The 20,608-nt window shown below is 65.8% G+C and carries 29 protein-coding genes; 4 read left to right on the forward strand and 25 right to left on the reverse strand.

The window, feature by feature from the left end; all coding sequences use genetic code 11:
• Positions 1 to 117: 117 nt before the first annotated feature.
• Both CK498_RS02005 and CK498_RS02010 read right to left on the reverse strand, forming a co-directional pair.
• Positions 118 to 393, reverse strand: a complete 276-nt coding sequence (locus CK498_RS02005; RefSeq protein WP_095619176.1) for a GrxA family glutaredoxin — start codon at positions 391 to 393, stop codon at positions 118 to 120.
• Positions 394 to 528: 135 nt separating this feature from the next.
• Positions 529 to 1,338, reverse strand: coding sequence for an inositol monophosphatase family protein (locus tag CK498_RS02010; protein ID WP_095619177.1), 810 nt, complete (start codon positions 1,336 to 1,338; stop codon positions 529 to 531).
• Between the two features lie 87 nt (positions 1,339 to 1,425).
• Between CK498_RS02010 and hybE the strand changes: the two genes are divergently transcribed.
• Positions 1,426 to 1,848, forward strand: coding sequence for a [NiFe]-hydrogenase assembly chaperone HybE (gene hybE / locus CK498_RS02015; RefSeq protein WP_095619178.1), 423 nt, complete (start codon positions 1,426 to 1,428; stop codon positions 1,846 to 1,848).
• Here the strand turns inward: hybE and CK498_RS02020 are convergent.
• On the reverse strand, positions 1,845 to 2,384 hold the full coding sequence (locus tag CK498_RS02020; protein ID WP_095619179.1) for a response regulator transcription factor: 540 nt from the start codon (positions 2,382 to 2,384) through the stop codon (positions 1,845 to 1,847). The two genes, hybE and CK498_RS02020, sit on opposite strands and share 4 nt — an antisense overlap.
• Positions 2,385 to 2,419: 35 nt before the next feature.
• Positions 2,420 to 3,694, reverse strand: a complete 1,275-nt coding sequence (locus CK498_RS02025) for an ATP-binding protein (RefSeq protein WP_095619180.1) — start codon at positions 3,692 to 3,694, stop codon at positions 2,420 to 2,422.
• Between the two features lie 129 nt (positions 3,695 to 3,823).
• Here CK498_RS02025 and CK498_RS02030 point away from each other — a divergent pair, with 129 nt between their 5' ends.
• The 3 genes from CK498_RS02030 (at position 3,824) to CK498_RS02035 (ending at position 5,709) form a co-directional block, all read left to right on the forward strand.
• Positions 3,824 to 4,087: a hypothetical protein gene (locus tag CK498_RS02030; protein WP_095619181.1), complete on the forward strand. Its 264-nt coding sequence runs from the start codon at positions 3,824 to 3,826 to the stop codon at positions 4,085 to 4,087.
• A 95-nt stretch (positions 4,088 to 4,182) separates the two neighbouring features.
• The gene (locus CK498_RS26665) at positions 4,183 to 4,314 is read left to right on the forward strand and encodes a hypothetical protein (protein WP_267873727.1); all 132 of its coding nucleotides are present in this window, start codon (positions 4,183 to 4,185) and stop codon (positions 4,312 to 4,314) included.
• 147 nt (positions 4,315 to 4,461) lie between these two features.
• Positions 4,462 to 5,709: a tyrosine-type recombinase/integrase gene (locus tag CK498_RS02035; protein ID WP_095619182.1), complete on the forward strand. Its 1,248-nt coding sequence runs from the start codon at positions 4,462 to 4,464 to the stop codon at positions 5,707 to 5,709.
• Here CK498_RS02035 and CK498_RS02040 read toward each other — a convergent pair.
• The 21 genes from CK498_RS02040 to CK498_RS02140 form a co-directional block, all read right to left on the reverse strand.
• A complete protein-coding gene (locus CK498_RS02040; protein WP_095619183.1) occupies positions 5,682 to 5,870 on the reverse strand; it encodes a helix-turn-helix transcriptional regulator in 189 nt (62 codons plus the stop codon). The two genes, CK498_RS02035 and CK498_RS02040, sit on opposite strands and share 28 nt — an antisense overlap.
• 16 nt (positions 5,871 to 5,886) lie before the next feature.
• Positions 5,887 to 6,183: a hypothetical protein gene (locus CK498_RS02045; protein WP_095619184.1), complete on the reverse strand. Its 297-nt coding sequence runs from the start codon at positions 6,181 to 6,183 to the stop codon at positions 5,887 to 5,889.
• Positions 6,176 to 6,529, reverse strand: coding sequence for a hypothetical protein (locus CK498_RS02050; protein WP_095619185.1), 354 nt, complete (start codon positions 6,527 to 6,529; stop codon positions 6,176 to 6,178). Before CK498_RS02050 ends, CK498_RS02045 begins: the two co-directional genes overlap by 8 nt.
• Positions 6,529 to 8,232 (reverse strand): dATP/dGTP pyrophosphohydrolase domain-containing protein, encoded by a 1,704-nt coding sequence (locus CK498_RS25610; RefSeq protein WP_141246894.1) that lies wholly within the window; start codon positions 8,230 to 8,232, stop codon positions 6,529 to 6,531. Before CK498_RS25610 ends, CK498_RS02050 begins: the two co-directional genes overlap by 1 nt.
• 14 nt (positions 8,233 to 8,246) lie before the next feature.
• Positions 8,247 to 8,555 (reverse strand): hypothetical protein, encoded by a 309-nt coding sequence (locus tag CK498_RS25615; protein WP_141246895.1) that lies wholly within the window; start codon positions 8,553 to 8,555, stop codon positions 8,247 to 8,249.
• Between the two features lie 101 nt (positions 8,556 to 8,656).
• Positions 8,657 to 9,148: a hypothetical protein gene (locus CK498_RS02065; protein ID WP_095619187.1), complete on the reverse strand. Its 492-nt coding sequence runs from the start codon at positions 9,146 to 9,148 to the stop codon at positions 8,657 to 8,659.
• On the reverse strand, positions 9,138 to 9,812 hold the full coding sequence (locus CK498_RS02070) for a hypothetical protein (protein WP_095619188.1): 675 nt from the start codon (positions 9,810 to 9,812) through the stop codon (positions 9,138 to 9,140). The genes CK498_RS02065 and CK498_RS02070 overlap by 11 nt, the downstream gene beginning before the upstream one ends.
• Complete coding sequence (locus CK498_RS02075) at positions 9,809 to 10,570, reverse strand: efflux RND transporter periplasmic adaptor subunit (RefSeq protein ID WP_095619189.1); 762 nt, start codon at positions 10,568 to 10,570, stop codon at positions 9,809 to 9,811. The genes CK498_RS02070 and CK498_RS02075 overlap by 4 nt, the downstream gene beginning before the upstream one ends.
• Positions 10,571 to 10,599: 29 nt before the next feature.
• The gene (locus CK498_RS02080; RefSeq protein WP_095619190.1) at positions 10,600 to 10,881 is read right to left on the reverse strand and encodes a hypothetical protein; all 282 of its coding nucleotides are present in this window, start codon (positions 10,879 to 10,881) and stop codon (positions 10,600 to 10,602) included.
• Positions 10,878 to 12,035: a recombination-associated protein RdgC gene (rdgC, locus tag CK498_RS02085; protein WP_095619191.1), complete on the reverse strand. Its 1,158-nt coding sequence runs from the start codon at positions 12,033 to 12,035 to the stop codon at positions 10,878 to 10,880. The genes CK498_RS02080 and rdgC overlap by 4 nt, the downstream gene beginning before the upstream one ends.
• Before the next feature lie 44 nt (positions 12,036 to 12,079).
• Positions 12,080 to 12,931 carry a DNA adenine methylase gene (locus tag CK498_RS02090; protein ID WP_095619192.1) on the reverse strand — a complete coding sequence of 284 codons (852 nt, stop codon included), beginning with the start codon at positions 12,929 to 12,931 and terminating at the stop codon, positions 12,080 to 12,082.
• 27 nt (positions 12,932 to 12,958) lie between these two features.
• Positions 12,959 to 14,659, reverse strand: a complete 1,701-nt coding sequence (locus CK498_RS02095) for a DNA cytosine methyltransferase (protein WP_095619193.1) — start codon at positions 14,657 to 14,659, stop codon at positions 12,959 to 12,961.
• Positions 14,652 to 14,855 carry a hypothetical protein gene (locus CK498_RS02100; protein ID WP_095619194.1) on the reverse strand — a complete coding sequence of 68 codons (204 nt, stop codon included), beginning with the start codon at positions 14,853 to 14,855 and terminating at the stop codon, positions 14,652 to 14,654. The genes CK498_RS02095 and CK498_RS02100 overlap by 8 nt, the downstream gene beginning before the upstream one ends.
• A 302-nt stretch (positions 14,856 to 15,157) precedes the next feature.
• Entirely contained in the window at positions 15,158 to 16,288 is a 1,131-nt protein-coding gene (locus CK498_RS02105; protein ID WP_095619195.1) for a DUF5131 family protein, read from the reverse strand.
• Complete coding sequence (locus CK498_RS02110) at positions 16,285 to 17,004, reverse strand: hypothetical protein (RefSeq protein ID WP_095619196.1); 720 nt, start codon at positions 17,002 to 17,004, stop codon at positions 16,285 to 16,287. The genes CK498_RS02105 and CK498_RS02110 overlap by 4 nt, the downstream gene beginning before the upstream one ends.
• Positions 17,001 to 17,249, reverse strand: a complete 249-nt coding sequence (locus tag CK498_RS02115; RefSeq protein ID WP_095619197.1) for a hypothetical protein — start codon at positions 17,247 to 17,249, stop codon at positions 17,001 to 17,003. The genes CK498_RS02110 and CK498_RS02115 overlap by 4 nt, the downstream gene beginning before the upstream one ends.
• Positions 17,246 to 17,536, reverse strand: a complete 291-nt coding sequence (locus CK498_RS02120) for a hypothetical protein (RefSeq protein ID WP_095619198.1) — start codon at positions 17,534 to 17,536, stop codon at positions 17,246 to 17,248. The genes CK498_RS02115 and CK498_RS02120 overlap by 4 nt, the downstream gene beginning before the upstream one ends.
• Before the next feature lie 74 nt (positions 17,537 to 17,610).
• Positions 17,611 to 18,702 carry a hypothetical protein gene (locus CK498_RS02125; RefSeq protein WP_095619199.1) on the reverse strand — a complete coding sequence of 364 codons (1,092 nt, stop codon included), beginning with the start codon at positions 18,700 to 18,702 and terminating at the stop codon, positions 17,611 to 17,613.
• Between the two features lie 17 nt (positions 18,703 to 18,719).
• Positions 18,720 to 19,259 (reverse strand): single-stranded DNA-binding protein, encoded by a 540-nt coding sequence (gene ssb, locus CK498_RS02130; protein ID WP_095619200.1) that lies wholly within the window; start codon positions 19,257 to 19,259, stop codon positions 18,720 to 18,722.
• Between the two features lie 45 nt (positions 19,260 to 19,304).
• Positions 19,305 to 20,318, reverse strand: coding sequence for a transcriptional regulator (locus tag CK498_RS02135; RefSeq protein WP_095619201.1), 1,014 nt, complete (start codon positions 20,316 to 20,318; stop codon positions 19,305 to 19,307).
• On the reverse strand, positions 20,315 to 20,608 hold the full coding sequence (locus CK498_RS02140) for a hypothetical protein (protein ID WP_095619202.1): 294 nt from the start codon (positions 20,606 to 20,608) through the stop codon (positions 20,315 to 20,317). The genes CK498_RS02135 and CK498_RS02140 overlap by 4 nt, the downstream gene beginning before the upstream one ends.

Genomic DNA, 20,608 nt, shown 5'->3' on the forward strand with positions numbered 1-20,608 from the left:
TCAGCTGAGTATAGGCGGCAGCCGGAAGCGGCTTTCAACGCGGCGAAGACGCAAACGCCCGGCGCTTGTTCGATTCAAGGGCCGGGCGTGGCAGGCACTGGACGCGACGTACGAGAATTACTGTGCCGCGGTTTCCGGCATCAGCTCGTTATCCTTGGCGTACTGGTCGAACTCGGTAAAGCCGCCGATGTGAGTCTGGTCGATGAAGATCTGCGGCACGGTGTCGACTGGTTTGCCGATGGTCTTCTCCATGTCGGCTTTGGTGATGCCCTCCTCGTGGATGTCGACGTAGCGGTAACCGCCGATGGCACCGATATCGCTAAGCTTGTCGGCGAGCTCCTTGGCGCGCACGCAGAACGGGCAGCCGGGACGACCGAAGATCACAACGAACATAGGGGGAACTCCTTGCGGTGCAATATGAGACATTCAAAAACTATCGGGAAGCTGGCCGCTATTGTTTCGCAACTCGCGACCAGATGCCAATAGCGGTGCACTACACCAATGATGATCAGCGACTATGGACGGCCTTCAGCGCCCCTCGTCGGCACGCTTGAGAAGCTCGCATAGCGGGCGATGGATGGCCTGGCCGGCAACCACGATATTCTCGCCGTACAGATCGCTGGGTATGCCGCCGGGCGGCGCGTAGAGGTGTCCGGTTCGTGCACCGGCCTCGCGGGCGATCAGTACCCCGGCGGCGAAGTCCCAAGGCGATACGCTTTCGTAGTAGGCGTCGAGCCGGCCGCAGGCGACGTCACACAGGTCGAGCGACGCCGAGCCGTTGCGACGGATGTCCTGGCACTCGCCGAGTACCGCTTGCAGCCGACGCAGCAGCGGCGGGCGCGACTCACGGCGATAGGGGAAGCCGGTGGCCACCAGGGCGCGGCTCAGGTCATCGCAGCGGCTGGCGTGGATCGACTCGCCGTTACGCCAGGCGCCCTCGCCGCGCAGCGCGCTGAAGGTCTCGCCGAGGAACGGCGCATGCACCACGCCGAGCTGGGTCTGGCCGTCCTCGCACCAGGCGATGGATACCGCAACGTGCGCCAGGCCGTGGGCGAAGTTGACGGTGCCGTCGATGGGGTCGATCACCCACAGCGGGCCGCGTCGTTCGACCGCGTCGCGCTCGGGGGAGAGCTCTTCGGTGAGCCGGGCCTCGCCGGAGAAGGCGTCCTCGAGCCGCTCGGCAATCTGCTGGTCGACTGCCAGGTCGGTGTCGGTGACCAGTTCATGACCGGCCTTGTAGCGCTGGCCGAAGGTCTGATCGCGGCGCGCGTCGCGGATCATGCGGCCGGCGTCGTGGGCGATTTCGATGGCGGTGTCGAGGCGAGTAGCATGACGCATGGCGTCTCCTTGTGGCGTTGCCGTGACGAAGTGATCAGTCTACGCTGCGCGCCGGTGACGTCGCCATGATGACAGAGGAGAGACGCCGTGCAGTCCTTGACCGTCGAGCAGTATGCGCGGCTGCAGCAGCTGGCACGCCGCTACCAGCACCGCTGTGCCGCTTCCATCAAGCGCCACCCTGCGCGCAACCCGCGGCTGGGTGTCGACCTGCTGTGCTTTCAGCCGCTGCCCGAGCCTCACGCCGGCGACGAGCTTCTGGGGGCCTTGATCACGCCGATTTCGCTGGCGCTCTGCGTGGTCAGCGCCACGCCGGTCGCCGTGCGCGATGACATGCCGCGGCGCTGGCTGGCGCTACCCGGCGGCGAGTATCCCCTCGTGCCGCTGGCGCTGGGCGAGGATGACGGCCTGTGGCACTGTCCGTTGCTCGACGATGTATCTGACCTTGCCTCGCTGCACGAGGCCAATCGGCTGGCCCAGCATATGGTCGAGCGGGTGCTGAGCGAAGCCTAGCGCCGCACCGGTCGCTTCTGCAGCTTGCGCTGCAGGGTGCGGCGGTGCATGCCCAGGGCGCGAGCGGTGGCCGAGATGTTGCCGTCGTGCTCCTGCAGGACTTTCTGGATATGTTCCCAGGTCACCCGGTTGATCGACGGGGGGTTGTCGGCCAGCTCGGTGTTGGGGTCGCCGTCCTGTTTGTCGAGTGCGGCGAGAATCTCATCGGCATCGGCGGGCTTGCACAGGTAGTTGACCGCGCCGAGCTTGATCGCCTCGACCGCGGTGGCGATGCTCGAGTAGCCGGTCAAAACCACCACCCTGCAATCGGGCACTACGTCGAGCAGTTCGGGCAGCAGCTTGAGCCCCGAGGAGTGCTCCAGCTTGAGGTCCAGGGTGGCGATGTCGGGCTGCTGGCGGTGGGCCAGCATCAGCGCCTGCTCGGCGTCGCTGGCCACCTCGACCTCGAAGCCGCGGCGGGTCATGGCGCGCTGCATGACGTGGCAGAACATATCGTCATCGTCGATGATCAGCAGGCGTTGCGGTTGGTCGTGCATGCGCTTTCCTCGTGACGAGTGGTGCGGTGGCAGCCTTAACCTTGACTGGTATCCAGGCGCGGGAGTTTCACTTCGGTGAGGGTGCCGCCCTCTTCATGGTTGTAGAGACTCACGCCACCGCCGAGGCGGTTGATGGTGGCATGGGTCAGGAATAGCCCTATACCCATGCCCTTGCTCTTGGTCGAGACGAAGGTGTCGCCGAGCTGGTCGGCGATCGACATCGCCACGCCAGGGCCGTGGTCGCGGATGTCGATGATCACCTCGTCGGTGTCCCAGTCGAGGCTCACTGCGATGTGCTCGGGATTGGCGTCGGCGGCGTTGTTGAGCAGGTTCATCAGCGCCTGCTCGAGGGTGGCGTCCACCGCCAGGGTCGGCATGCCGCGACGCTCGGCGATCTCCAGGCGGTGGCTGACGTCGGGGCGCAGCACCAGCCAGCGCTGTACCACCTGGGCCAGCCACTCGCCGGCGGGGCGCCGTTCGGGCTCGGCCAGGCGGCGCCGGTCGGCGTTGGCCACCAGGTGCTGCAGCCGCGACTTGCAGATATCGACCTGCTGGCGCAGCAGATCGATATCGGCGCCGAGCTGCGGATCGTCTTGCGCATCCTCGCGCATCTCCTTGAGCAGCACGGCCATGGTCGACAGCGGCGTGCCCAGCTCGTGGGCGGTGCCGGCGGCCTGGGTGGCCACGGCCAGCACCTGCTCGTTGCGCAGTGCCGCCTCACGGGTACGTGACAGCGTCTGGTCGCGGCGCCGCAGCGCATGGGCCATCTTGTAGATGAAGAAGGTCACCAGGCCCGCCGAGAGGCCGAAGTTGAGCCACATGCCGAGCACGTGGAGGCTGATCGAGCCAACGATGATGCCGTGGCTGAGCTGTGGTACCGGCTCGAAGAACAGCATCAGGAAGGTGTAGCCGGCCATCGACGCGCTGGCGATCAGCCAGGCGAAACGCCACGGCAGGGTGGCCGCGGCGATGGTGATTGGCACCAGATAGTAGGTGATGAAGGGGTTGGTAGAGCCGCCGGTGAAGTAGAACAGCAGCGTCAGACCGGCGACATCGGCCAGCAGGTGGAACAGGTACTCGGTATCGGTGACCGCCCGCGGGCGACCCAGCCGCCACCAGGTGGCGACATTGATCAGGCCCATGGCCACGATCACGCAGATCACCGGCACCACGCGCAGTTGGAAACCGATCACTTCGATGCCGAAGATGATCGCCGCCAGGAAGCCGGTCCAGGTGATGCCGCGCACGATGGTCAGTCTTACCAGGTTGCGATTGGGCGTCGATAGCGGCAGGGGTAGGGCGGGATGCATGGGCGCTCCGAGGATTTTCTCGCGCCATGATAGCGCATTGCCGCCGCGAGCTCAGCCGCAAGGCGGCCTTGAGGCCCTGTTTTCAACTGCCTAGACTCAATGAACCACGCATGCAAGAGGAGTGTTGAGATGCGCGAGGAACGGATCTCCCAGGCCGAGTTGGTCGAGCGGCTGCACAAGTGCATGGCAGGTGAGCGGGTGGTGATTGCCACCCAGACAGCGCGCTATGCGGCGCGGATACAGCACGTCGGCGCCACCGGCCTCAAGGTGATTCCCGAGCCGGCGCTGGAGGATAGTCACGGCGCGCCGGGTGACCTCGAGGGCCATATGGTGTCGTTCGGCGACATCGAGTCGCTGGAGCTCGATGAGGTGCGCTACCTGGGCGAGCAGTAGCGGCGGGTGCGAGGTGGGGGCGTGATGCGCTATCATGCGCGCCACTCTTGTCGCCTGCGATACGGGCGACCGCTCATTCGTCATCAGGGCCGACCATGCCAGACACCGCCATCGCTCGCGAAGCCGAGCTGCGCCGTACGTTCGCCATCATTTCACACCCTTATGGCGGTGGGTGTTGCGCCGTGTTGCATCCGGTTGCCGAAATGGCTGAAGAAGCCTTGATCTAGAGCGGTTCGCCCTGCCGCTGGTGTTGCATGCCGAGGCGCGCCGCAGCATCCCGAGGCAGCCGATTTGAGTACACATCCGAGTACATATTCTCTCTCAGAACCTATGCTAACATTCGCGTGTACTCACGATGGTAATAGGGGACGGGGATGCCTCTCACCGATAGCTGGCTGAAAGCCAACCACGGCAAGGCCGTAGACAGGATCCAGACGCGTAGCGACCTGAACGGGCTGGGGGTCAGGATTTCCAAAAAGGGCAAGCTGACCTTCTACGTGCGGTACCGGATGAACGGCCAGCAGAACCAGAGTCGAATCGACCTGGGCTCCTACCCGCTCAAGAGCCTCAAGCAAGCCAGGGCGGAGGCCGAAGAGATACGCCGCCTGGTCGAGGATGGAAAGGATCCGAAGCTGGCCAGGGAGATGGAGCGCCTGGCGCAGGCCGAGGCACCCACTGTCAAGGAGCTGTTCGACGAGTGGCATGAGAAGTACTGCGTCAAGCACAAGTCCAACGCCCACCTGATCAAGCGCAGCTTCGAGATCCACCTATTCCCCGAGATAGGCCACCTGCCCGCCGACCAGCTGGAGCTTCGCCACTGGATGGAGCAGTTCGAGCGCGTGCAAGTGGGCACGCCAGCGATTGCCGAGCGGCTGGTCATCAACTCCAAGCAGATGCTGAAGTGGGGCGTGCGCCGCCAGCGCGTGCCCGAGAATGTGATCGCCCATGTCGGCACGCGCACCGACCTTCACATCAAGAAGAACATTGGCAAGCGGGTGCTTGACCGGGACGAGCTAGGGCTGGTGTGGGAGGTGCTGGAGCATTCCCGCATGACGCGCAAGAACGCCATTTTCGTCATGCTGTGCCTGGCCTTTGGTTGCCGCACTGGCGAGCTCCGGCTAAGCGATAAGGTGCATTGGGATCTTGATAAAGGGGTGTGGACGGTTCCGCCCGAGAATCACAAGACAGGGAAGGTGACCGGGCTGCCGATCGTCAGACCGATCATCGAGCCCGTTAAGGAGTTGGTGAAGGAGGCTATGCAGCTTTCGGCATCGCCTACAGAGGGGCCGCTGTTCAATAACAGGGATAGTGAGGAGAGAATCAGCCGTAGCTCTCTTTTGCCGCTGCCCTACAACATCATGCAGTGGCTGCGCCGGCACCGGAAGGTCGAGATGGCGCACTGGTCCATGCACGACCTTCGGCGCACGGTGCGAACCAATCTGTCGGACCTCACGGCGCCGCATATCGCCGAGAAGATGCTGGGGCACACCATGCCCGGACAGTGGCGGGTTTACGATCACTACGACTACCTGGCCGAGCAGGAGGAAGCGTACCAGGCGTGGTGGGGTAGGTTGCAGCAGGTGGTGGCGGCCGGTCAGGCTGCTTCGAGTGAGGCTTCGTAGGCTTCGATGTCGTCGATTGCCCAGCGATTGAGGCCCGCCTTGCCGCTGATGCGCGGTGCCGGCAGTGGGTTCTCCTTGCGCTTCATCCACCGATAAAGGGTGGTGCGCTCGACTCTGTAGCGCTCACACAGATCCTTGGTGGTCAGATAGCCTTTGACCATGAGTACTTTACCTCCGTCAATCACTTTCACTCTGCGGCTCAGGAATGGGGCCGGCCCACTCCAAGGGCGCCCATCCCGGCAGCATCTCGTGGTTGGTGAAACGCGGGCTGGTGGTGGGCTCGAGCACCTGCTGGCCGCCGACGCTCACCACGGTCACGAAGTTCTCCAGCGGGTCGACGCGGGTGGAGACCGACACCTCGGCGATGACTGGCCGGTTGAAGTTCCAGCCGCGCGCCCAGTAGTGGGCCACGCCTCCCGCGGCCACGACTTCATCCAGGGTGGGCGGCTTCGGCCGCCATACAAAGCTAGGCACCTTCCGCCTCCTCGGGCCAGTCAAAGCCCCTGGCCTTCATCCATGCCTTAGTTGCCCACCAGGCCTCGGGCGAGGCCATGCTTAGTCCCTCGCTCTCCAACCAGTTGTCGCACGCTTTTTCCACGGCGGACCTATGGGAGTCAGAGGCGCCGCCCGGGCGCCCCTCCTTGATGATGATCTCGCCGCCGGAATACCGGACCAGCACCGAGTCCTCGCCAGCGACTTGGGCCAGCAGGCCGAATATCTCGCCGACGCGCCCCATGCCCATTTCGCTGAACTTGGCGCCCTCGATGCTCAGGGTGAGCACGGCGCGCTGATCATCGTCCTGATAGCTGGCGGTCTCCATCACGATTCCTCGCTCTGCCGGTTGTGCTCAATGGCCTTGGTGGGGTCGACGGTTCGCCAGTCCGGCCAGTCGCGCCCCTCGTTCTTGACGAGCTTCGCGCCCAGACCGGCCGCCACCTCTTCGGCGGAGTAGCCGGCACGCCAGGCGCCGTCCAGGGCCAGCGACGCGACGTCGATCCACTCCTCGAGGTCGTGCGGGGCGGCCTCGATCTCCTTGAGCTCCTTGCGGATATGGTCGGTTACGCCCTGGCAGCGGCTGCCGGGGCCGAAGGCGCGGGTCGAGAACGCTATCTGGCGCTTCATGTGGGCCACCAGGTCGTAGCCGGACGTGTCGCCGCCGCTGGTGGCTGCCCACGCCTTGGCGGCGTCGCTGACCACCGGCTGCACCTTGTAGTTGCACACGTACTCGAAGTCGCCCCAGTGGTAGCCTTCGGGGTCGCAACCGTCTTCATCCAGTTGACTCTCGTCCGGACGGTCGACGCGATCTACTTGGCTGCTGATCTGGGTCGCGCGGCCGACGAACACCTGGGCGACTTGCTCATCCCAGCCGGTGTCGCCATCCAACCAACTGTCGATGAAGTCGGTGGCCTGCTCGACGGCCTCGGCCTCGGTACCGAAGGCCATCAGGCCCTGATCGGGACAGTAGGCGAACCACGGCTTGTCGTCGGTGACGTACCAGGGCGGTGCCTCACCGGGCTGTCTCGGGGCCGCGCGATCGAGGCTGGTGCGCCCGCCAAGGGCGTGGATCATGGCGGCGAAGTTGAGCACGTCCACCGGGTCGCCCTTGGCGATGTGGTTGACCAGCATGCTGTTCAGGCGGGGGATGCTGCAGGTCTCCCAGCCGCCCCGGCCTTCGCCTCGCTTGTCGGCGAGCTTCTTGCGCATGGCCAGCGCCGCGGCTTCCACCATGGCGTCGTCGGGGTGCAGTTCGTGAGGCGTCAGCGCCTCCTGAAGCACGTCGACATACCACTCCAGGTACTTGTACTCGTAGACCTCGCCGGCCAGGTCGGTGCGCTCCTCCCACATGTCGGGCGCGCAGGCGAAGTCGATGGCTTCTTCCATGCGCCGGCTGCGCTCAATAAGGGTGTCCAGCGCTTCCAGGATCTGTTCATCCTTGCCCTGGTGGGGCTCGCCGGCAACGCCCAGCCGCTCCGCCACCATGCCCAGCATCCGGGCCCGGTCTTCGGCATAGTCGGTAGCAGCTTCCAGCTTCTCCTCGGCCAGCATCAGGTCGCGGGTGTTCAGTACATGGCCGTGGGGCGACACGCCGGCCAGGCGCTCATTCTCCGCCTTCAGGCGCTCGTTCTCCTGCTCGACCGCCTGAAGCCGCTGAGCCACCGGGTTCTTCGGGCACTGGCGGTCGTGCTCCATCAGCAGCCGGTGGGCGGCCTCCATGTCGTCGACCTTGCGCGTGTCGTAGATGATGGCTTCGCCGCAGTAGATGCACGACGCCGCGTGGTTGCCCTCGGCATCGCGCAGCCGTCTCAGCAATCCCAGCACCACCTTGGGGTTGGCGGCGGCCACGAAGGTCTCGTTGGCCTCGGCGTTGGGGCGGCTGGTGTGGTCGGAGTACCGGGCGTGGACGATGCAGGGCCCGCGGGTGTTCTCGTCGTCGGGGTAGATGCCGCCGTAAGTGCCGCGCACCCAAGGGCCTGGCGTGGCCGCCTTGGCGGCGGCCTCCAGCGCTTCGATATCGATGATCATGTCAGTAGTCCTCTCTATGGGCAGCACATCGGCGAGCCGCCGCACCAGTGTTCATAGTCCTCAGCGGGGATCTCGCTGAGGTCGCAGACGATGGGTTGGTACTCGTGACAGCCGCGGCACTCGGCTTCGTACTCGCCCGGTCGCACCTCGACAACACCATCCGGGAGCGGTGCGCCTTCAGGCTGCCAGGCAAGGGAGTGAAGGGCAGGGCGCCACTCGACGTGCTCGCCACGGCGGCGCAGCTTGCGGGCGCGCTGAGCGCCGATCGGACGCCAGCCGGCGCGGATATCTTGGTTGAGCGAGTTCTTGCGTCGGGCTTTCACGCTGCATTCCTCCGTTGCTGCCAGTAGCGCAGGGTCACGCCCCGGGCCATGGCCATCAGCTGGTTGTCGAGCATCTTCACGCGATGTAGGCGGGGCGCTGGTCATGTCTCGGTAACCCGGTAGCCATGGGCCTGGTGGGTGCCGTGACGGTAGGGCACGACCTCCATCAGGCCGGCGAACTCTGGCAGCTCGCCTTCCTTTACGATCCCCGGCGCTGTCACCATCCAGAAATACGACGGCGGCACCAGGCCGCAGCAGTTCGACCCAGCCTCGGCCATGCGGGCTGTCTCCAGGGCGTGCGCCTTGGCATCGGCCAGCGTCTCCGCCCTGGCGAACTTGGCGCAGCGATATCGACCATCGTGGCAGCGGCAGTCTCCGCGGATATGGCGCAGCTCGGCCAGCCAGTCGGCGCGGCTGACCTTGATCTCGAAGGCGTGGCCGAGCCGGGCCTTGGTCACCGATGCCACGTCGGCCTCCGGGCCCCACACGGCCCCGCAGTTGGGGATCGTGATTTCGTGCTTGGCGCGGGCGCACCAGGCGTAGACCACATCCTGCACCACAGCTTCAGTGAGTGGCGGAAGCTCAGTCTCCATCGAGCGTCTCCTTCGTGGCCTGGCTTACCTGGACGACGGTGGCGATGTAGTCATCAATCACTTTTCGCAGGTCCTGGTCTTCCCAGCCTTCTCCTTGGGTCAGATGCCGAATGGCTGAAGCGCCTTTGGCGCGCTCACCGGCGTCGCGGAGCGCTAGGCTGACTTCCGGCGCCTGAGTCAGCACCCTGTGCCAGTCGTCCGGGCTCTCGGCGCCGCCGTAGCAGATGGCGCGATTGCCAGCCTTGCGAAGATCCTCGGCGTATGCCGCCAAGGCGTCACGCCGCTGCACGATGCTCTCCACTGCATTGAGGGCGGGCGCCGGCCCATTCCATCCGCCGGTGTCCATGCCAACGATTTCCTCGAGGCGCTGAAAGGCCTCGCACATTGCCCGGAATCCGGTCGCCTCACGCTCCACCCTCTGCTCTGCCTTAGCCAGCCTGGCTTTCAGCCTCTCCACCAGCGAAAGCGCCGGCCCTGTCGGTACCTCTTCGCCCTCGTCCACCAGGGCGGCCTTCAGGGCAGCCAGCTCCTCGCAGGCGTTGTGAAAGCAGCCGCGCAGCTGGTCGCGGTCCTGTTCCATCTCTATCAGCCGGCGGGCCAACTGATAGGCCGACTCGTTGTCGGCCAGCTGCTGGGCTCTCTCGTGAAGATCGAAGTTGGTCACCGGCCACCTGCCTTGCGCACGGCGCGCGCGATCTTCTGGATGGTGGCCGGGCCGATACCCTTGATGCCGGCGAGCGCCTTGCGCTTGGCCTCGGTACCGATCTCGCTCACCAGCTCGTAGCCGGCGTCCTCAAGCTGGGTGACGACGCGCGCCGGCAGGTCCAGGTCTTCGATGCGCTGGCAGCCGTTCTCCTTGCGCCAGTGGCCGGCCAGGCGGTGGATGGCGCCCTTGATGAAGACGGCGTCGTCGCCGGCCATGATGCCGTCGATCAGCCCGCAGAAGACCAGGCGGTGCTTCTCCGCCTGGTCGAGCGGCTTGCTGCTGACCATGTACCAGCGGTCGGGCTCGTGGATGTGCACCTGGTTGAAGGCCAGCTGAACGACGACGCGACCGTCGTCGCTCTTGATCGTGGCGTGCGGCCCCGGATCCTCGCCGGCCTTCTCGGCGGGCGCCTTCTCCTTGCGGGCCAGCTCGGCTTCCAGTTGCTGGACGCGCTGTCTCGCCTGGTGGCGAGTCTGGGCCAGCTCCTTCTTGCCGGCCGCCTTTTCGGCGGCCAGGCGGTCGGCGCGTTCGCGCTGCTGGTCGGCTTCGGCCTTGGCCTTGTCCCGACTGGCGGCCGCGCTCTCGGCGCGGCGCAGGGCGACAGCCAACTCCTCGCGCAAGTCCCTGTTGTCCAGGGCCAGACGGATAGCCTCGTCGTAGGGGTCGAGCGAGGCGCGCACGGGCGCGCGCCCGCTCTCGTGGGCGTGTGTGTTCATCATGGGCTCCAGCGGTAGTAGGCGGGCGGTCAGGCGCGGTGATTGGCCAGTTGCCGGCGCAGCTCGTGGTTATCTGCGCAGACGGCGACCACGGCTTCCAGGAAGGTGGTCGGCTTCTTGAGCATGCCGGAGCGGCGGATGACTTCATCCAGGTGCCGGCGCGCCTCCGCCAGGTCCGCGAGCTGGTCGGACAGGTCGAGCTGCTCGGCCAGGCGAGCCTTGTCGTCTTCCAACTCCTGGTTGCGCTGCATGACCTGCTCGCAGAACGAGCAGGCTGCCGTCTCGGCCGGGGTGTGGGCCAGCGATGTCATGCCACCTCCTTGAGCACCTTACGGGCGCCGCTGTTGTCCATGGGGGAAACCACGCCCTGACGCTCCAGGTCCTCGATGAGGCGCGCCGCGCGGTTGTAGCCGATCTTGAATTTCCGCTGCACGGCGGATATCGACGCTCGCCCGCTCTCGATCACGAAGGCCTTGGCCTCGCTCAGCAGCGGGTCGGGCTCGTCGGCGCCAGGCGAGGCGGGCGTAGGCGCCGACTCATCCATGCTCTTGAACTCGGGCACGGCCTCGCCGCCCAGTCCGGTCAGCAGCAGCTTGATGACGTCGCGCAGGGCGTTGACCATCAGGATGAAGTCGGTCTCGAGCCGCAAGACGGCGTCGCCGTCGTCGTCGGTATCGCCGGCCTCGTCCAGCAAGGCATCGGAGAAGCGCAGGCTCTTGAGCGTCAGGTCATCGGTCAGCGTCAGCGATACCCGCTCATCGAGGGTGATGCTCAGCTGAGAGGCCTGGCGCCCACACTCCAACAGCTGCTGCATGTCGTCGGTGTCGAGGTCGACGTTCTTGGCCGTTACCTTGCCGTCGTCGCCTTTCTCACGGAGCTGTACGCTGTCGCCGACTTCGAGCCAGGACGGGCGCAGGCTCGGGTCTTGCAGCCAATGCGTCATGACGCGCGTCGGCAGCGAGTGGGTGGCAACCGGCAGCACCTTCAGGCTGCCCAGCGTGGCGCGCAGCAGGTCCAGGGCCTCCTCGGCACGCTTCGCCGACGAGGTGTTGACCGCGATCATGCCGCCGGCCATGTCCCACCAGAGGTCGACCCGATGGCTGCGCACGAAGGCGCGGGGCAGGAACTCCTCGTAGACCTGCTCCTTGATGCTCATCTTCTCCGCGCGCGGTACCGGGCCGCCGCGAACGGCCTCGATCTCCTCGCAGCGGGCCTCCACCTCCTCCTTCACCACGGACGAGGGCAGGATTCGCTCCTGACGCTGCATGGTCAGCAGGAACTGGTTTTGGATGGCGTGGACCAGGGTGTCGCTCTTGCGCCCGGCCGGCGGCACCCAGCCTAGGTGCTTGGCCTCGTGGCCGCCCATGTCGCGGGTGGCGAAGCGGCCCATGGCCTCGGCCAGGGCTTCAACGGCGATGCTGCCGGCGGCGGGCAGGCGATACAGACGAAGGTTCTTGAACCACATGGCGATGTCTCCAGGTTGCGGTACCGCCCGGCGGGCGGCGAAGGTTAGGCGGTGGCGAACATGTCGGCTTGGCGCTGCTGCTGGACAACGCGAGGGGATAACCACAGGCATTCAGTCCGGGTTGCTCCACCACGCTGGCCAGAGGCTTGAACGTCTTTCTGCACTAGATGCCATCCAGGCAGTGATTCTCGGTACAGATCGCTGTCATAGCCGGATAGCACGACGAACCCTTGCAGCGACTTCAGCCCCGTGAGGAGCTCTATGTGCTCGGCCTCATCCATTTCATGGCGATAGACGAGCCGGTGGCCTTTCTGGCGAGTTGAGTCCAGGTAGGGTGGGTCTACGTAGTGAAGGGCGCGCTCTCGGTCATGCTGAAGCATCACGTCGAGGGCAGGACGGTTCTCGACAATTACCCCTTGGAGGCGCTCAACGTAGCTGGCAATGACTCGTGGGTAGTCCAGCCAGGTGGCGGCGATCTTGCCTCGAGGTCCGTCTTCTCCGGTGTAAGTTCGAAAACCGCTCGTCCCAGCTGTCGCAGATGCGGACCCAAACCCGGCTGAAGCGCGGAATAGGGTGCGCCGGGCTCGCTCAACGGGATCGGTGGTGGGCTGGTAGGCCAATTCGAACTCACTGCGAGCAAACGGCGTGAGGCGACAGAGCTTCGCGAGATGCTGGGCTTTCCACGGGTCTCGAAGAACGCGAAAGACATTCACCACGTCCTCGTCCAGATCGTTGTAAACCTCATGCTTTGAGGGAATCTTCTGGAGAAGCACCCCAGCAGCTCCGCCGAAAGGCTCAACGTAAACATCGAAGGCTGAATGCGGCGGAAACTGTGACATGATCCACGGTGCAAGCCGCCACTTGCCGCCGTGGTATCGCATTACAGGGCTGTTCATAGGGTCTCCAGAAAGAAGAGGGCCGCCTCAGTGGGCAGCCTTGGGGTCGGGTTTCTCGGGTTGGTGTAGCGATAGGCCGGCAGCGACCTGGCGAACCCATATCGGCGTGCTGCCCAGGGCGAACGTCTCGCCACTCCAAGCCAGCAGCAATGTGGTACCCATGACGCCAGCAATGGCCTCGGCGGCCGGCGCGGGTACCGCGTTGCCGATGCGTTCACGCCAGGCGCTGTCGTTCAGCCCTTCCAGCTCCAGGTGCTCACAGGGGTCGACGAGCCCCTGCAAGGCGGCGAGCTCGAGCGTCGTAAACGGCCGGTGCCAGCAGTCGTCCAGTGACCGGATCACGGCCACCAGCTTGTCGTTGGGCTCGGGCAGGCGTGGGTCGGCCACCGACCAACTGCCGTTGTCGTGGCCCGCGGATGCCGAGACGGCGCCGCATGGGGCCTGCCAGGGCACGACGCCGTAGTGTCCGGCGGTAAGGTAGTGGTCGCCCTTGCCGCGGCTCAGGCCTGGCCGTGGGTCGGCGACGGCATAGGCTCCCTGTCCGGTAGTGCTGCCCGATATGACGGTTCCGCTGTGCTCGTCCCAGCGGGTGACCATGTACTTGCCGAATGACGGCCCGGTGCGGCGAGGGTCCGCGACGGCGAAAGCACCTTGCCCGGGTGACTTCTGCCCGGTGATTGCGCCAGTGGGGCCGTCCCAGCGGCGGACGCCGTAGGCCTGGCCGTCCTTCCACTTGGCTGACTGATTGAAGCGAGGGTCTGCTACGGAGAACTTGCCGTTCCCCGGGCGACTGGCGCCGGCCACAGTGCCGGCCGCTTCTCGCCAGTCGTGCACGCCCAGGTAGCCGTTGTTACGTCCCTCGGGTACCAGCAGGTAGTCCTTGAGGAAGCCGTCTTCGACTGCCAGCCGGTTCAGCGACCGCCAGTCGCTGCCAGCCTCCACGAAGGCGAGCCTGACCCACGTCTTCCATTGCAGGCGCGGGATGCGGTGCATGGCGCCGGCCATCTCGTCGCCGGGCAACGGCATGTCGCCCAGCACGTCGCCTACGGCTCGCAGCGGGCGGCGAACCGGTTCATAGAGGAAGGGCGGCACCTTCTCGGCGTGCCTGGCCACCAGCAGGAAGCGCTTGCGGGATTGGGCGAGGTGCCCGATCTCGCCGCAATCATGCGTGGTCTCCGCGACGTGGTAGCCGTAGTGCTCGAGCATGGTCACGATGCGATCGAGGAGAGGTCGGCCCCGGTTGGCGATGCGAGGGACGTTCTCGAAGATGATCAGCTCCGGCGGGTCGTCAGCGAATGCCTCCATGGTCAGCCACATGCCGCGAAGCGTCAGGCGGTTGAGCGCCTGGTACCGGGGCGTGGTGCTGCGCGACTGTGACAGCAGGCCGCTGAAGCCCTTGCAGGGCGCGCTCAGGAAGACGATGTTCGGCGTCTCGCCGCCGGCTGCCGCCTGAATGTCGGCGGGCGTGGCCTCGCGCCAGTCCGCTGGCGGCTCCTCGCCATGGAAGTCTCGGTACTGGTCACGGTCGAACAGGTCGAGTGCGGTACCGGGCGCGCCGGACAGGCGCTGGAAGTCGGCGATGGCGCCAGGGTCGACGTCGATTCCGCCGATGCAGCGGAAGCGCGCCTCCATGTTGCCGACGCGCGCGTTCCCGCGATTGAAGCCCTTGGCTCCGCCTCCCAGCCCGCAGAACAGGTGGAAGTGCCGAATCTCGCGCTGCTCAATCATGCCTGCCGCCCTCCAGGTTGGCCTTGATCCACTCCAGTTCGCCGGCATGGCCAGCGTCCTGAAGCACGACGCGCCCCTTGGGGTCGCGGATGATGCGGTGATGGCCGCCGCTCCCGCGACGCGGGATGCGCTCGACCTGGTAGCCGTGCTTGGCCCACAGCCCATTGGGGCTCTCGGGGTGCGGCTGACCGGTCATGACAGCCAGGCCTCGAGCTGCTGGGCGGCGAGGGCGCTGGCTTGGGCGGCCCGGTGCCAGGCCTCGAAAACGGTGTCGATGTCGTGCATGTCGGTCTCCTCGAGCATGAAAAAGGCCACCTCGGTGGGGTGGCCTGTCAGAAGTGGTTGAGCCGCCTGGCGCGTCGTCGCGCGCGGCGCTTGGCGGCGTGCCGGCGCTGTCGTCGTACGCTGCCGTGCGGGGCGCCTCGTGGCGAGGTATCGGGATGCCGGCCCATGTCCGGGCCTTGGTGCCGAGCATGGCGGCGATGCTGGTCAGTAGGTTCATTGGCGCGCCCTCGGGTAGTCGTCGTGTTGCTGACCGTCGAGCAGGCGGCCAGCAGACTTCTTCCCGGCCCAGCCCATCACGGTGCCGTCGTCGAAGATGTGCTTCTCGCCACGGACGCTCACGCCCTCGGCCTGGCCCAACATGGGGATCCACTCACCCCACTGCTTGAACAGGAACGGCACCTCAGCACCGGCGCATTGATCGCGAATGACCCGAGCCCAATCCGGGTGCATCGGGCGCGCTTTCTTGCCGGACTCGCCGCCGACCACTACCCAATCCAGCCGCTCAAGCATGTTCACGTGGATGGCGGGGTTTTTGAAAGGAATCCACATCCCCGCGAAGCACACCGGCCCCAGTAGCGGCTCCATGCTCAGCCATCGGACGGCGGCCGGCGTCTCGAGCAGCAGCGGTATCCGCTCCTCAGCCGTGGCTTGGTCCTCAACGCTTACGCCGAGCCAGACGTTATCGAGAGGCCAGCTTCGCCAGTGTCTCTCGCCAAGATGCTGCAGGTGGTGATAGCGGGACTGGCCGTCCATGTGCGGGCTGATGATCGGTGTCGCTATGTCGTACAGCCCGCGCACCATCTCCACGGGAGGCCGTGGCTCATCCAGAGACGCCTTCCCTTGGTCGCGAAGCGCCTGCCGTGCCTCGACGCCACCCCGGTACCGGTTAGAGCTCATGTAGCGCTCATTGGCCCCCTTGGCTTGCTGGGCCAGCCAGGCGAAGAACTCCAGCATCCTCTGGGGACGCTTGGTCAGCACCTGGTAGGTGTGGTGGGGCGTGCTGGCCATGACGCCGAACACGGCGGCCACGAACTCGAACGGCACGCTCTCGTGGAACAGGTCGCTCATGCTGTTCACGAATATCTTGCGTGGCTTGGTCCAGCGAATCGGCTGCGTGAGCAGCCCGGGAAGCATCCGAATGGCGCCGTTCCACTGGCCGCCTTTGGCGAGCAGCCCGTCGTAGGCGCCCTTCCCCTCGGGGACGCCGCGACCGCGATCCATGGCGATGATCCGCGCCGCCTGGCTTTCGGCATAACAGTGCCGGCAGCCCTCGGAGACACGAGAACACCCACGAATAGGGTTCCAGGTGGCATCGGTCCACTCAATTTGCGTCTTGTCGCTCATGCCACCAGCCTCCCGCCCGGTACCACGCGAACCCTCGGCTTGGCCCTGGCCTGCATCCAGTCCTTGGTGTACGCGACCGGGTCGGCATGAATGTTCATGATCACCCCTGCCGCCTCAACGTGGTTTGTGATGGGCAAGACGAGGATTTTTCGGCTCCGCCTCCCTGCTTCAGGCAGCTCGCAGCGCAGCTCCACGCCTTCCCGGTCGTCGCGCTCCATTCCTGCCATGGCCGAGAAAGAGTCGCTGAACATGCCGACGTAGTGAGCGTTGAGGCTGAAGCTCGACGCACTGCCAACGTCCGGCGCCGCCTGCTCGGGGAAGACGCTCGCAATGTTCAACGGGTCGCACTTGATCAACCGGGCCTTGCCGGCAGTCAGGCAGGTATCCAGCAGAGACTCGCCAGCGTTTTGAGGCTTCCGATCAAAGATCACAGCCAGGCCTGCGTCGGTGAGGTAGAAGCGGCTGCGCGGATGCGCTACCGACGCCTCGACAAGCTTGGCCTCAGGGGCGAAGACGATGGGGTTGTTGCCGACCATTCGGCCCTGGGGGTCGCGCGCGATGATGGCGACATGGCCATTGGACGCGGCCAGCAGCACACCGCCCTTGGCGGCCGGGATGGCCTGCATTCCGATCAGCTTCTCTTGCACGCCGTCCTGGTCAGCGAAGCGCATGATCGGCTCCAGGAAGCACGCACTGAACTCGACAATGGTTTTCATGCCGCCTCCTTCGTGGCGCTTGGATGCCCGGCGCACGAGCCGTCGGGGTTCTTGTTGTCGCACTTGCCGGCAGCCAAGACAGTCATGCCCATCAGCTGCATCTCTCGCAGCTCGGCGCGTGCTGCCTGCACGCCGTCCGGGTGGGTGACTATCTCGCCGAGCTTCTTGTCGCTGTAGCTCAGCAGGACGTGAAGCGGGATGTGGATGTGGTAGGTAGTCGGGCCGTCGTGGCTGAGCTTGCTCATGCCGCCTCCTGGTCGCTATCAAGCTTGGCTGCCTTGCCGCAGAAGGGGCAGAAGTTGGCGGTGATGAAGGTGTCGACCTTCTGCCGCTTGAAGCCATCGCCGTTTTTCTTCGGTACCCAGGTCTCGCCCTGGTAGCTGATCATGAACGGCGACATCAGTCGGTTGCCGGCCATGGCGAAGCCGTAGCCCTTGAGCTTGGCATCGAAGTCTTTGAAGCCTTCGGGCAGCTTCGCCTTGACGTGCTCGGCCATCTTCTCGGCGACCTTCGTTTGGCAATCGCACTGCATGCGAACCTCCAGAATCAGGAAGCCCCGCGGCATGGCGGGGCAGGGTGGTTGAGCCCCGCGGGAGCGGGGAACGGTCAGGCCGCCTTGGCTTGATCGGCGTCGAGCGGGACGATCCGGCTCAGGTCGTCCTCCATGCTGCCGTCGGCGGGGCGGAAGCGGCCCAGCTCTTTCCAGGTGAACTTGCCGGCCTCGATAGGGTTGCTGGTGTACCCGCTGGCACCGGCGCGGTGGTAGGCGCCATGACCCTTGTGCCAAATCATGTAGAGCGGCTCGTCGGCCGGAAACAGGATACCTTTCAGGGTTTCGGCTCGCCGGAAGTCCATCGCCTTGATGGCCTTCGCCAGCTCCTGCTCGAGACGTCTGCGCCGCCGGCCGTCGTTGCGCTTGCGGCGCAGGTCCCCCGGGGAGTCGAGATAGATGGCGCCGCTGTGAAGGTTGAGCACCCCGTACTTGCCGGTGACCACCCACCACATGTTGTTGAGGTTGTAGTAGGCGGTGCCGACCACCATCCGGTCGTCGTAGCCGATCGCGTAGACGCGCGCGCCATGGGTGATGGTGCCACCGTCGGCGGACCTGGCATTGCACGCCATGCCGATGCGGGCATGGCCCAGCTCCGCGACGTAGTGGCCGCTGGAGCGATTGGCTTGCTCGACCCATTCCAGGGCGGTGAGCGCGCCCGGCCCGCGTTCAGCATGACGCCCATCGCGCATCTTGTCGTTGAACTCGTACCCGGTGAAGACGTTGCACAGGTAGGCGCGCAGCCGGCGGCGAGTGCGCTCCATTTCCAGCCACAACAGGTAGGGCATGCGCTTCTCTTTGTCGAAGTCATAGCGGCCGCCGTTGGGATTCTCGACGTTGGCCACGTTCTGCCACATTTCGAGCTTGATGCACCTGCCGGTGACTTCGAGCCGACCCTGTAGGTCGCCTTTTTGGCAGTAGCGGTAGCCTTCGGCGAAGCTGCGACTGTACTGCTCGATCATGTCGGCGGGCACCTCGGTCTTCCAGCCCAGGCGCCGCAGCTGCTGAGCCATTCGCAGAAAGACGTCTTTCTTGAACTGGCGCTCCCACTCCCGCCACTGCAATGCGTCGCGGCGCTCTGGGTCTTCCCAGACATTCAGGCTGGCATCGCCGAAGCTCACGGTGCCGTTTCGATCAATCGTTGGCATGTTGCCTCCTCATGGCCCTAGCCCCCGGCGATATTCGGGAAGCGGGCGAACGGGATCTCGTCGTTGAAGTCGTCGAAGCCGCCACCGCCTTGCGGGGCCTGGCTGGGCGGTGGCGCGCCGTAACCGGGCGGCTGGCTCTGTGGCGGCCGGCGCTGCTCGCCATAGCCTTGCGGTGAGCTGTAGCCGCGGTCATGTCCGCCGGACTGCTGGCCCTGCTCGCCGCGGGAGTCGAGCATCTGCACGTCGTTGGCGACGATTTCCGTGCTGTAGCGGTCCTGGCCGTCCTGCCCCTGCCACTTGCGGGTCTGAAGCCGCCCCTCGATGTAGACCTTGGAGCCCTTGCGCAGGTACTGCTGGGCGATCTCGGCCAACTTGTTGAACAGCACGACGCTATGCCACTCGGTGCGCTCCTGGCGCTGCCCGCTCTGGCGGTCGGTCCAGCTGTCGGTGGTGGTCAGCCTCAGATTGGCAACCGGGTTGCCGGACGGCATGTAGCGCGTCTCCGGATCCTGCCCCAGGTGGCCGATGAGGATGACCTTGTTCACTCCGCGTGCCATGGCGGTTCCTTGTAGGCGGGCGGCCGCGTGGGCCGCCCTGGTGAGTTACTGCGCGCTGGTCTTCAGTTCGGCCAGGCGCGCCTTGTAGGCCTCGTTGACCACCCCGTGGTCGGACTCCGGCACGTGGCGAGCCAGGTCGATGGCCTCGGCCATCTCGTCCCGGGTGGTGGCCTTCTTGATCTGCTCGCAGACGTAGGCGCAGGTGATCTCACCGCCGGGGCCGGCGCCCTCCGACGAGGGGGCGTCCGCCTTGGTCTCGGCCGTGGTCTCGTAGACCTCTTGCGCCTGGCGGCGCTGCTGGGACTTCTGGCGGCGCTGGGCCAGCTTGTCGCCGACCCGGCTGGCGGTACCGGCACGCTGCTGCTGGCCGCCGTTGGCGGGTGCCTGCTGGACAGGCTGTCCGGCCTCGGGGGTGATGTCACGCTCCTCCTCGGCCATGCGGATGCCCTTCAGCTCGGGGGTGAAGGTGTCGCGCAGCGCGAAGCCGCGGGCGCGCATTTGCAGCATCCGCTTCGGGTACTGCTGCCAGGGGCCTTGCTTGCCCAGCAGCCCGGCGTCCTTGGCGTCGGCCATGCTGAAGGTGTAGTGGGCGACGTTGCCGTTCGGCCGGCGACGCACGGTGCAGTGCGCGACCATCTGGGCGCCTTCGCCCTCGATCCACTCGGCGAAGTCGGCCTCCGACCAGGCCGGCGCCGCGCGGCAGATGGCCAGCATCATGTCGCCCCAGATGGTGGGCCGACCGTTGATCACCGCGATGTTCTGGATGGCCTGAAGCGGGCTGGTGATGCCGAGCTCGACGCCGGTCTGCCAGGCGATCATCACGTTGCCGGGCTTGCCCTTGTAGTCCTTCGGCGCCAGGTCGCTCTGGGCGATCATGTCGGACATGCGCCACACGTCGTCGAAGGTGCGCGGCGTCATGGCCTGCATGAACTGGTTGCGCACCTCGTTGGTGGCCAGCTCGACGCCGCTGGCGGTACCGGTTTCCGTCGGGGCGTGGAACTCAGGCTCTTGCAGGTTCTGCTGCTGGACGGCCTCGGCGGTCTGGGTGTCGGTGGTCATGATTCGCTCCTTTTGACGTAGCCACGGATGAGGGCTTCGCGCTCGAACTCCTCATCGGGCGTGCGCATGGCGTAGAGAGGGGTGCCGAGACGGCGGTGGGTGAGCTGGGCCACATGGCCCAGCATCTCGTCCCAGGCGAGACGGTCGACGCGGCGGTCGCCTTCGATCACGTCGAAGTGCCCGTCGCTGTACTGCTGGATGATGAAGGTCCGCGCAAGCTCGCGGGGCGACAGGCGAGGCGGCTCGGCGGGTGCCGGCCGCCGCTTGGGGATGACGGTGATCTCGCCCAT

Source organism: Halomonas salipaludis (genome assembly GCF_002286975.1).
GTDB lineage: Bacteria > Pseudomonadota > Gammaproteobacteria > Pseudomonadales > Halomonadaceae > Franzmannia > Franzmannia salipaludis.

Excerpts from the sequence above, each read along its gene's own strand:
- CK498_RS02005 (WP_095619176.1), bottom strand. The coding sequence starts at position 393 with ATGTTCGTTGTGATCTTCGGTCGTCCCGGCTGCCCGTTCTGCGTGCGC.
- CK498_RS02010 (WP_095619177.1), bottom strand. The coding sequence starts at position 1,338 with ATGCGTCATGCTACTCGCCTCGACACCGCCATCGAAATCGCCCACGAC.
- CK498_RS02020 (WP_095619179.1), bottom strand. The coding sequence starts at position 2,384 with ATGCACGACCAACCGCAACGCCTGCTGATCATCGACGATGACGATATG.
- CK498_RS02025 (WP_095619180.1), bottom strand. The coding sequence starts at position 3,694 with ATGCATCCCGCCCTACCCCTGCCGCTATCGACGCCCAATCGCAACCTG.
- CK498_RS02030 (WP_095619181.1), top strand. The coding sequence starts at position 3,824 with ATGCGCGAGGAACGGATCTCCCAGGCCGAGTTGGTCGAGCGGCTGCAC.
- CK498_RS26665 (WP_267873727.1), top strand. The coding sequence starts at position 4,183 with ATGCCAGACACCGCCATCGCTCGCGAAGCCGAGCTGCGCCGTACGTTC.
- CK498_RS02035 (WP_095619182.1), top strand. The coding sequence starts at position 4,462 with ATGCCTCTCACCGATAGCTGGCTGAAAGCCAACCACGGCAAGGCCGTA.
- CK498_RS02040 (WP_095619183.1), bottom strand. The coding sequence starts at position 5,870 with ATGGTCAAAGGCTATCTGACCACCAAGGATCTGTGTGAGCGCTACAGA.
- CK498_RS02050 (WP_095619185.1), bottom strand. The coding sequence starts at position 6,529 with ATGGAGACCGCCAGCTATCAGGACGATGATCAGCGCGCCGTGCTCACC.
- CK498_RS25610 (WP_141246894.1), bottom strand. The coding sequence starts at position 8,232 with ATGATCATCGATATCGAAGCGCTGGAGGCCGCCGCCAAGGCGGCCACG.
- CK498_RS02065 (WP_095619187.1), bottom strand. The coding sequence starts at position 9,148 with ATGGAGACTGAGCTTCCGCCACTCACTGAAGCTGTGGTGCAGGATGTG.
- CK498_RS02075 (WP_095619189.1), bottom strand. The coding sequence starts at position 10,570 with ATGAACACACACGCCCACGAGAGCGGGCGCGCGCCCGTGCGCGCCTCG.
- CK498_RS02080 (WP_095619190.1), bottom strand. The coding sequence starts at position 10,881 with ATGACATCGCTGGCCCACACCCCGGCCGAGACGGCAGCCTGCTCGTTC.
- rdgC (WP_095619191.1), bottom strand. The coding sequence starts at position 12,035 with ATGTGGTTCAAGAACCTTCGTCTGTATCGCCTGCCCGCCGCCGGCAGC.
- CK498_RS02090 (WP_095619192.1), bottom strand. The coding sequence starts at position 12,931 with ATGAACAGCCCTGTAATGCGATACCACGGCGGCAAGTGGCGGCTTGCA.
- CK498_RS02095 (WP_095619193.1), bottom strand. The coding sequence starts at position 14,659 with ATGATTGAGCAGCGCGAGATTCGGCACTTCCACCTGTTCTGCGGGCTG.
- CK498_RS02100 (WP_095619194.1), bottom strand. The coding sequence starts at position 14,855 with ATGACCGGTCAGCCGCACCCCGAGAGCCCCAATGGGCTGTGGGCCAAG.
- CK498_RS02105 (WP_095619195.1), bottom strand. The coding sequence starts at position 16,288 with ATGAGCGACAAGACGCAAATTGAGTGGACCGATGCCACCTGGAACCCT.
- CK498_RS02110 (WP_095619196.1), bottom strand. The coding sequence starts at position 17,004 with ATGAAAACCATTGTCGAGTTCAGTGCGTGCTTCCTGGAGCCGATCATG.
- CK498_RS02115 (WP_095619197.1), bottom strand. The coding sequence starts at position 17,249 with ATGAGCAAGCTCAGCCACGACGGCCCGACTACCTACCACATCCACATC.
- CK498_RS02120 (WP_095619198.1), bottom strand. The coding sequence starts at position 17,536 with ATGCAGTGCGATTGCCAAACGAAGGTCGCCGAGAAGATGGCCGAGCAC.
- CK498_RS02125 (WP_095619199.1), bottom strand. The coding sequence starts at position 18,702 with ATGCCAACGATTGATCGAAACGGCACCGTGAGCTTCGGCGATGCCAGC.
- ssb (WP_095619200.1), bottom strand. The coding sequence starts at position 19,259 with ATGGCACGCGGAGTGAACAAGGTCATCCTCATCGGCCACCTGGGGCAG.
- CK498_RS02135 (WP_095619201.1), bottom strand. The coding sequence starts at position 20,318 with ATGACCACCGACACCCAGACCGCCGAGGCCGTCCAGCAGCAGAACCTG.
- CK498_RS02140 (WP_095619202.1), bottom strand. The coding sequence starts at position 20,608 with ATGGGCGAGATCACCGTCATCCCCAAGCGGCGGCCGGCACCCGCCGAG.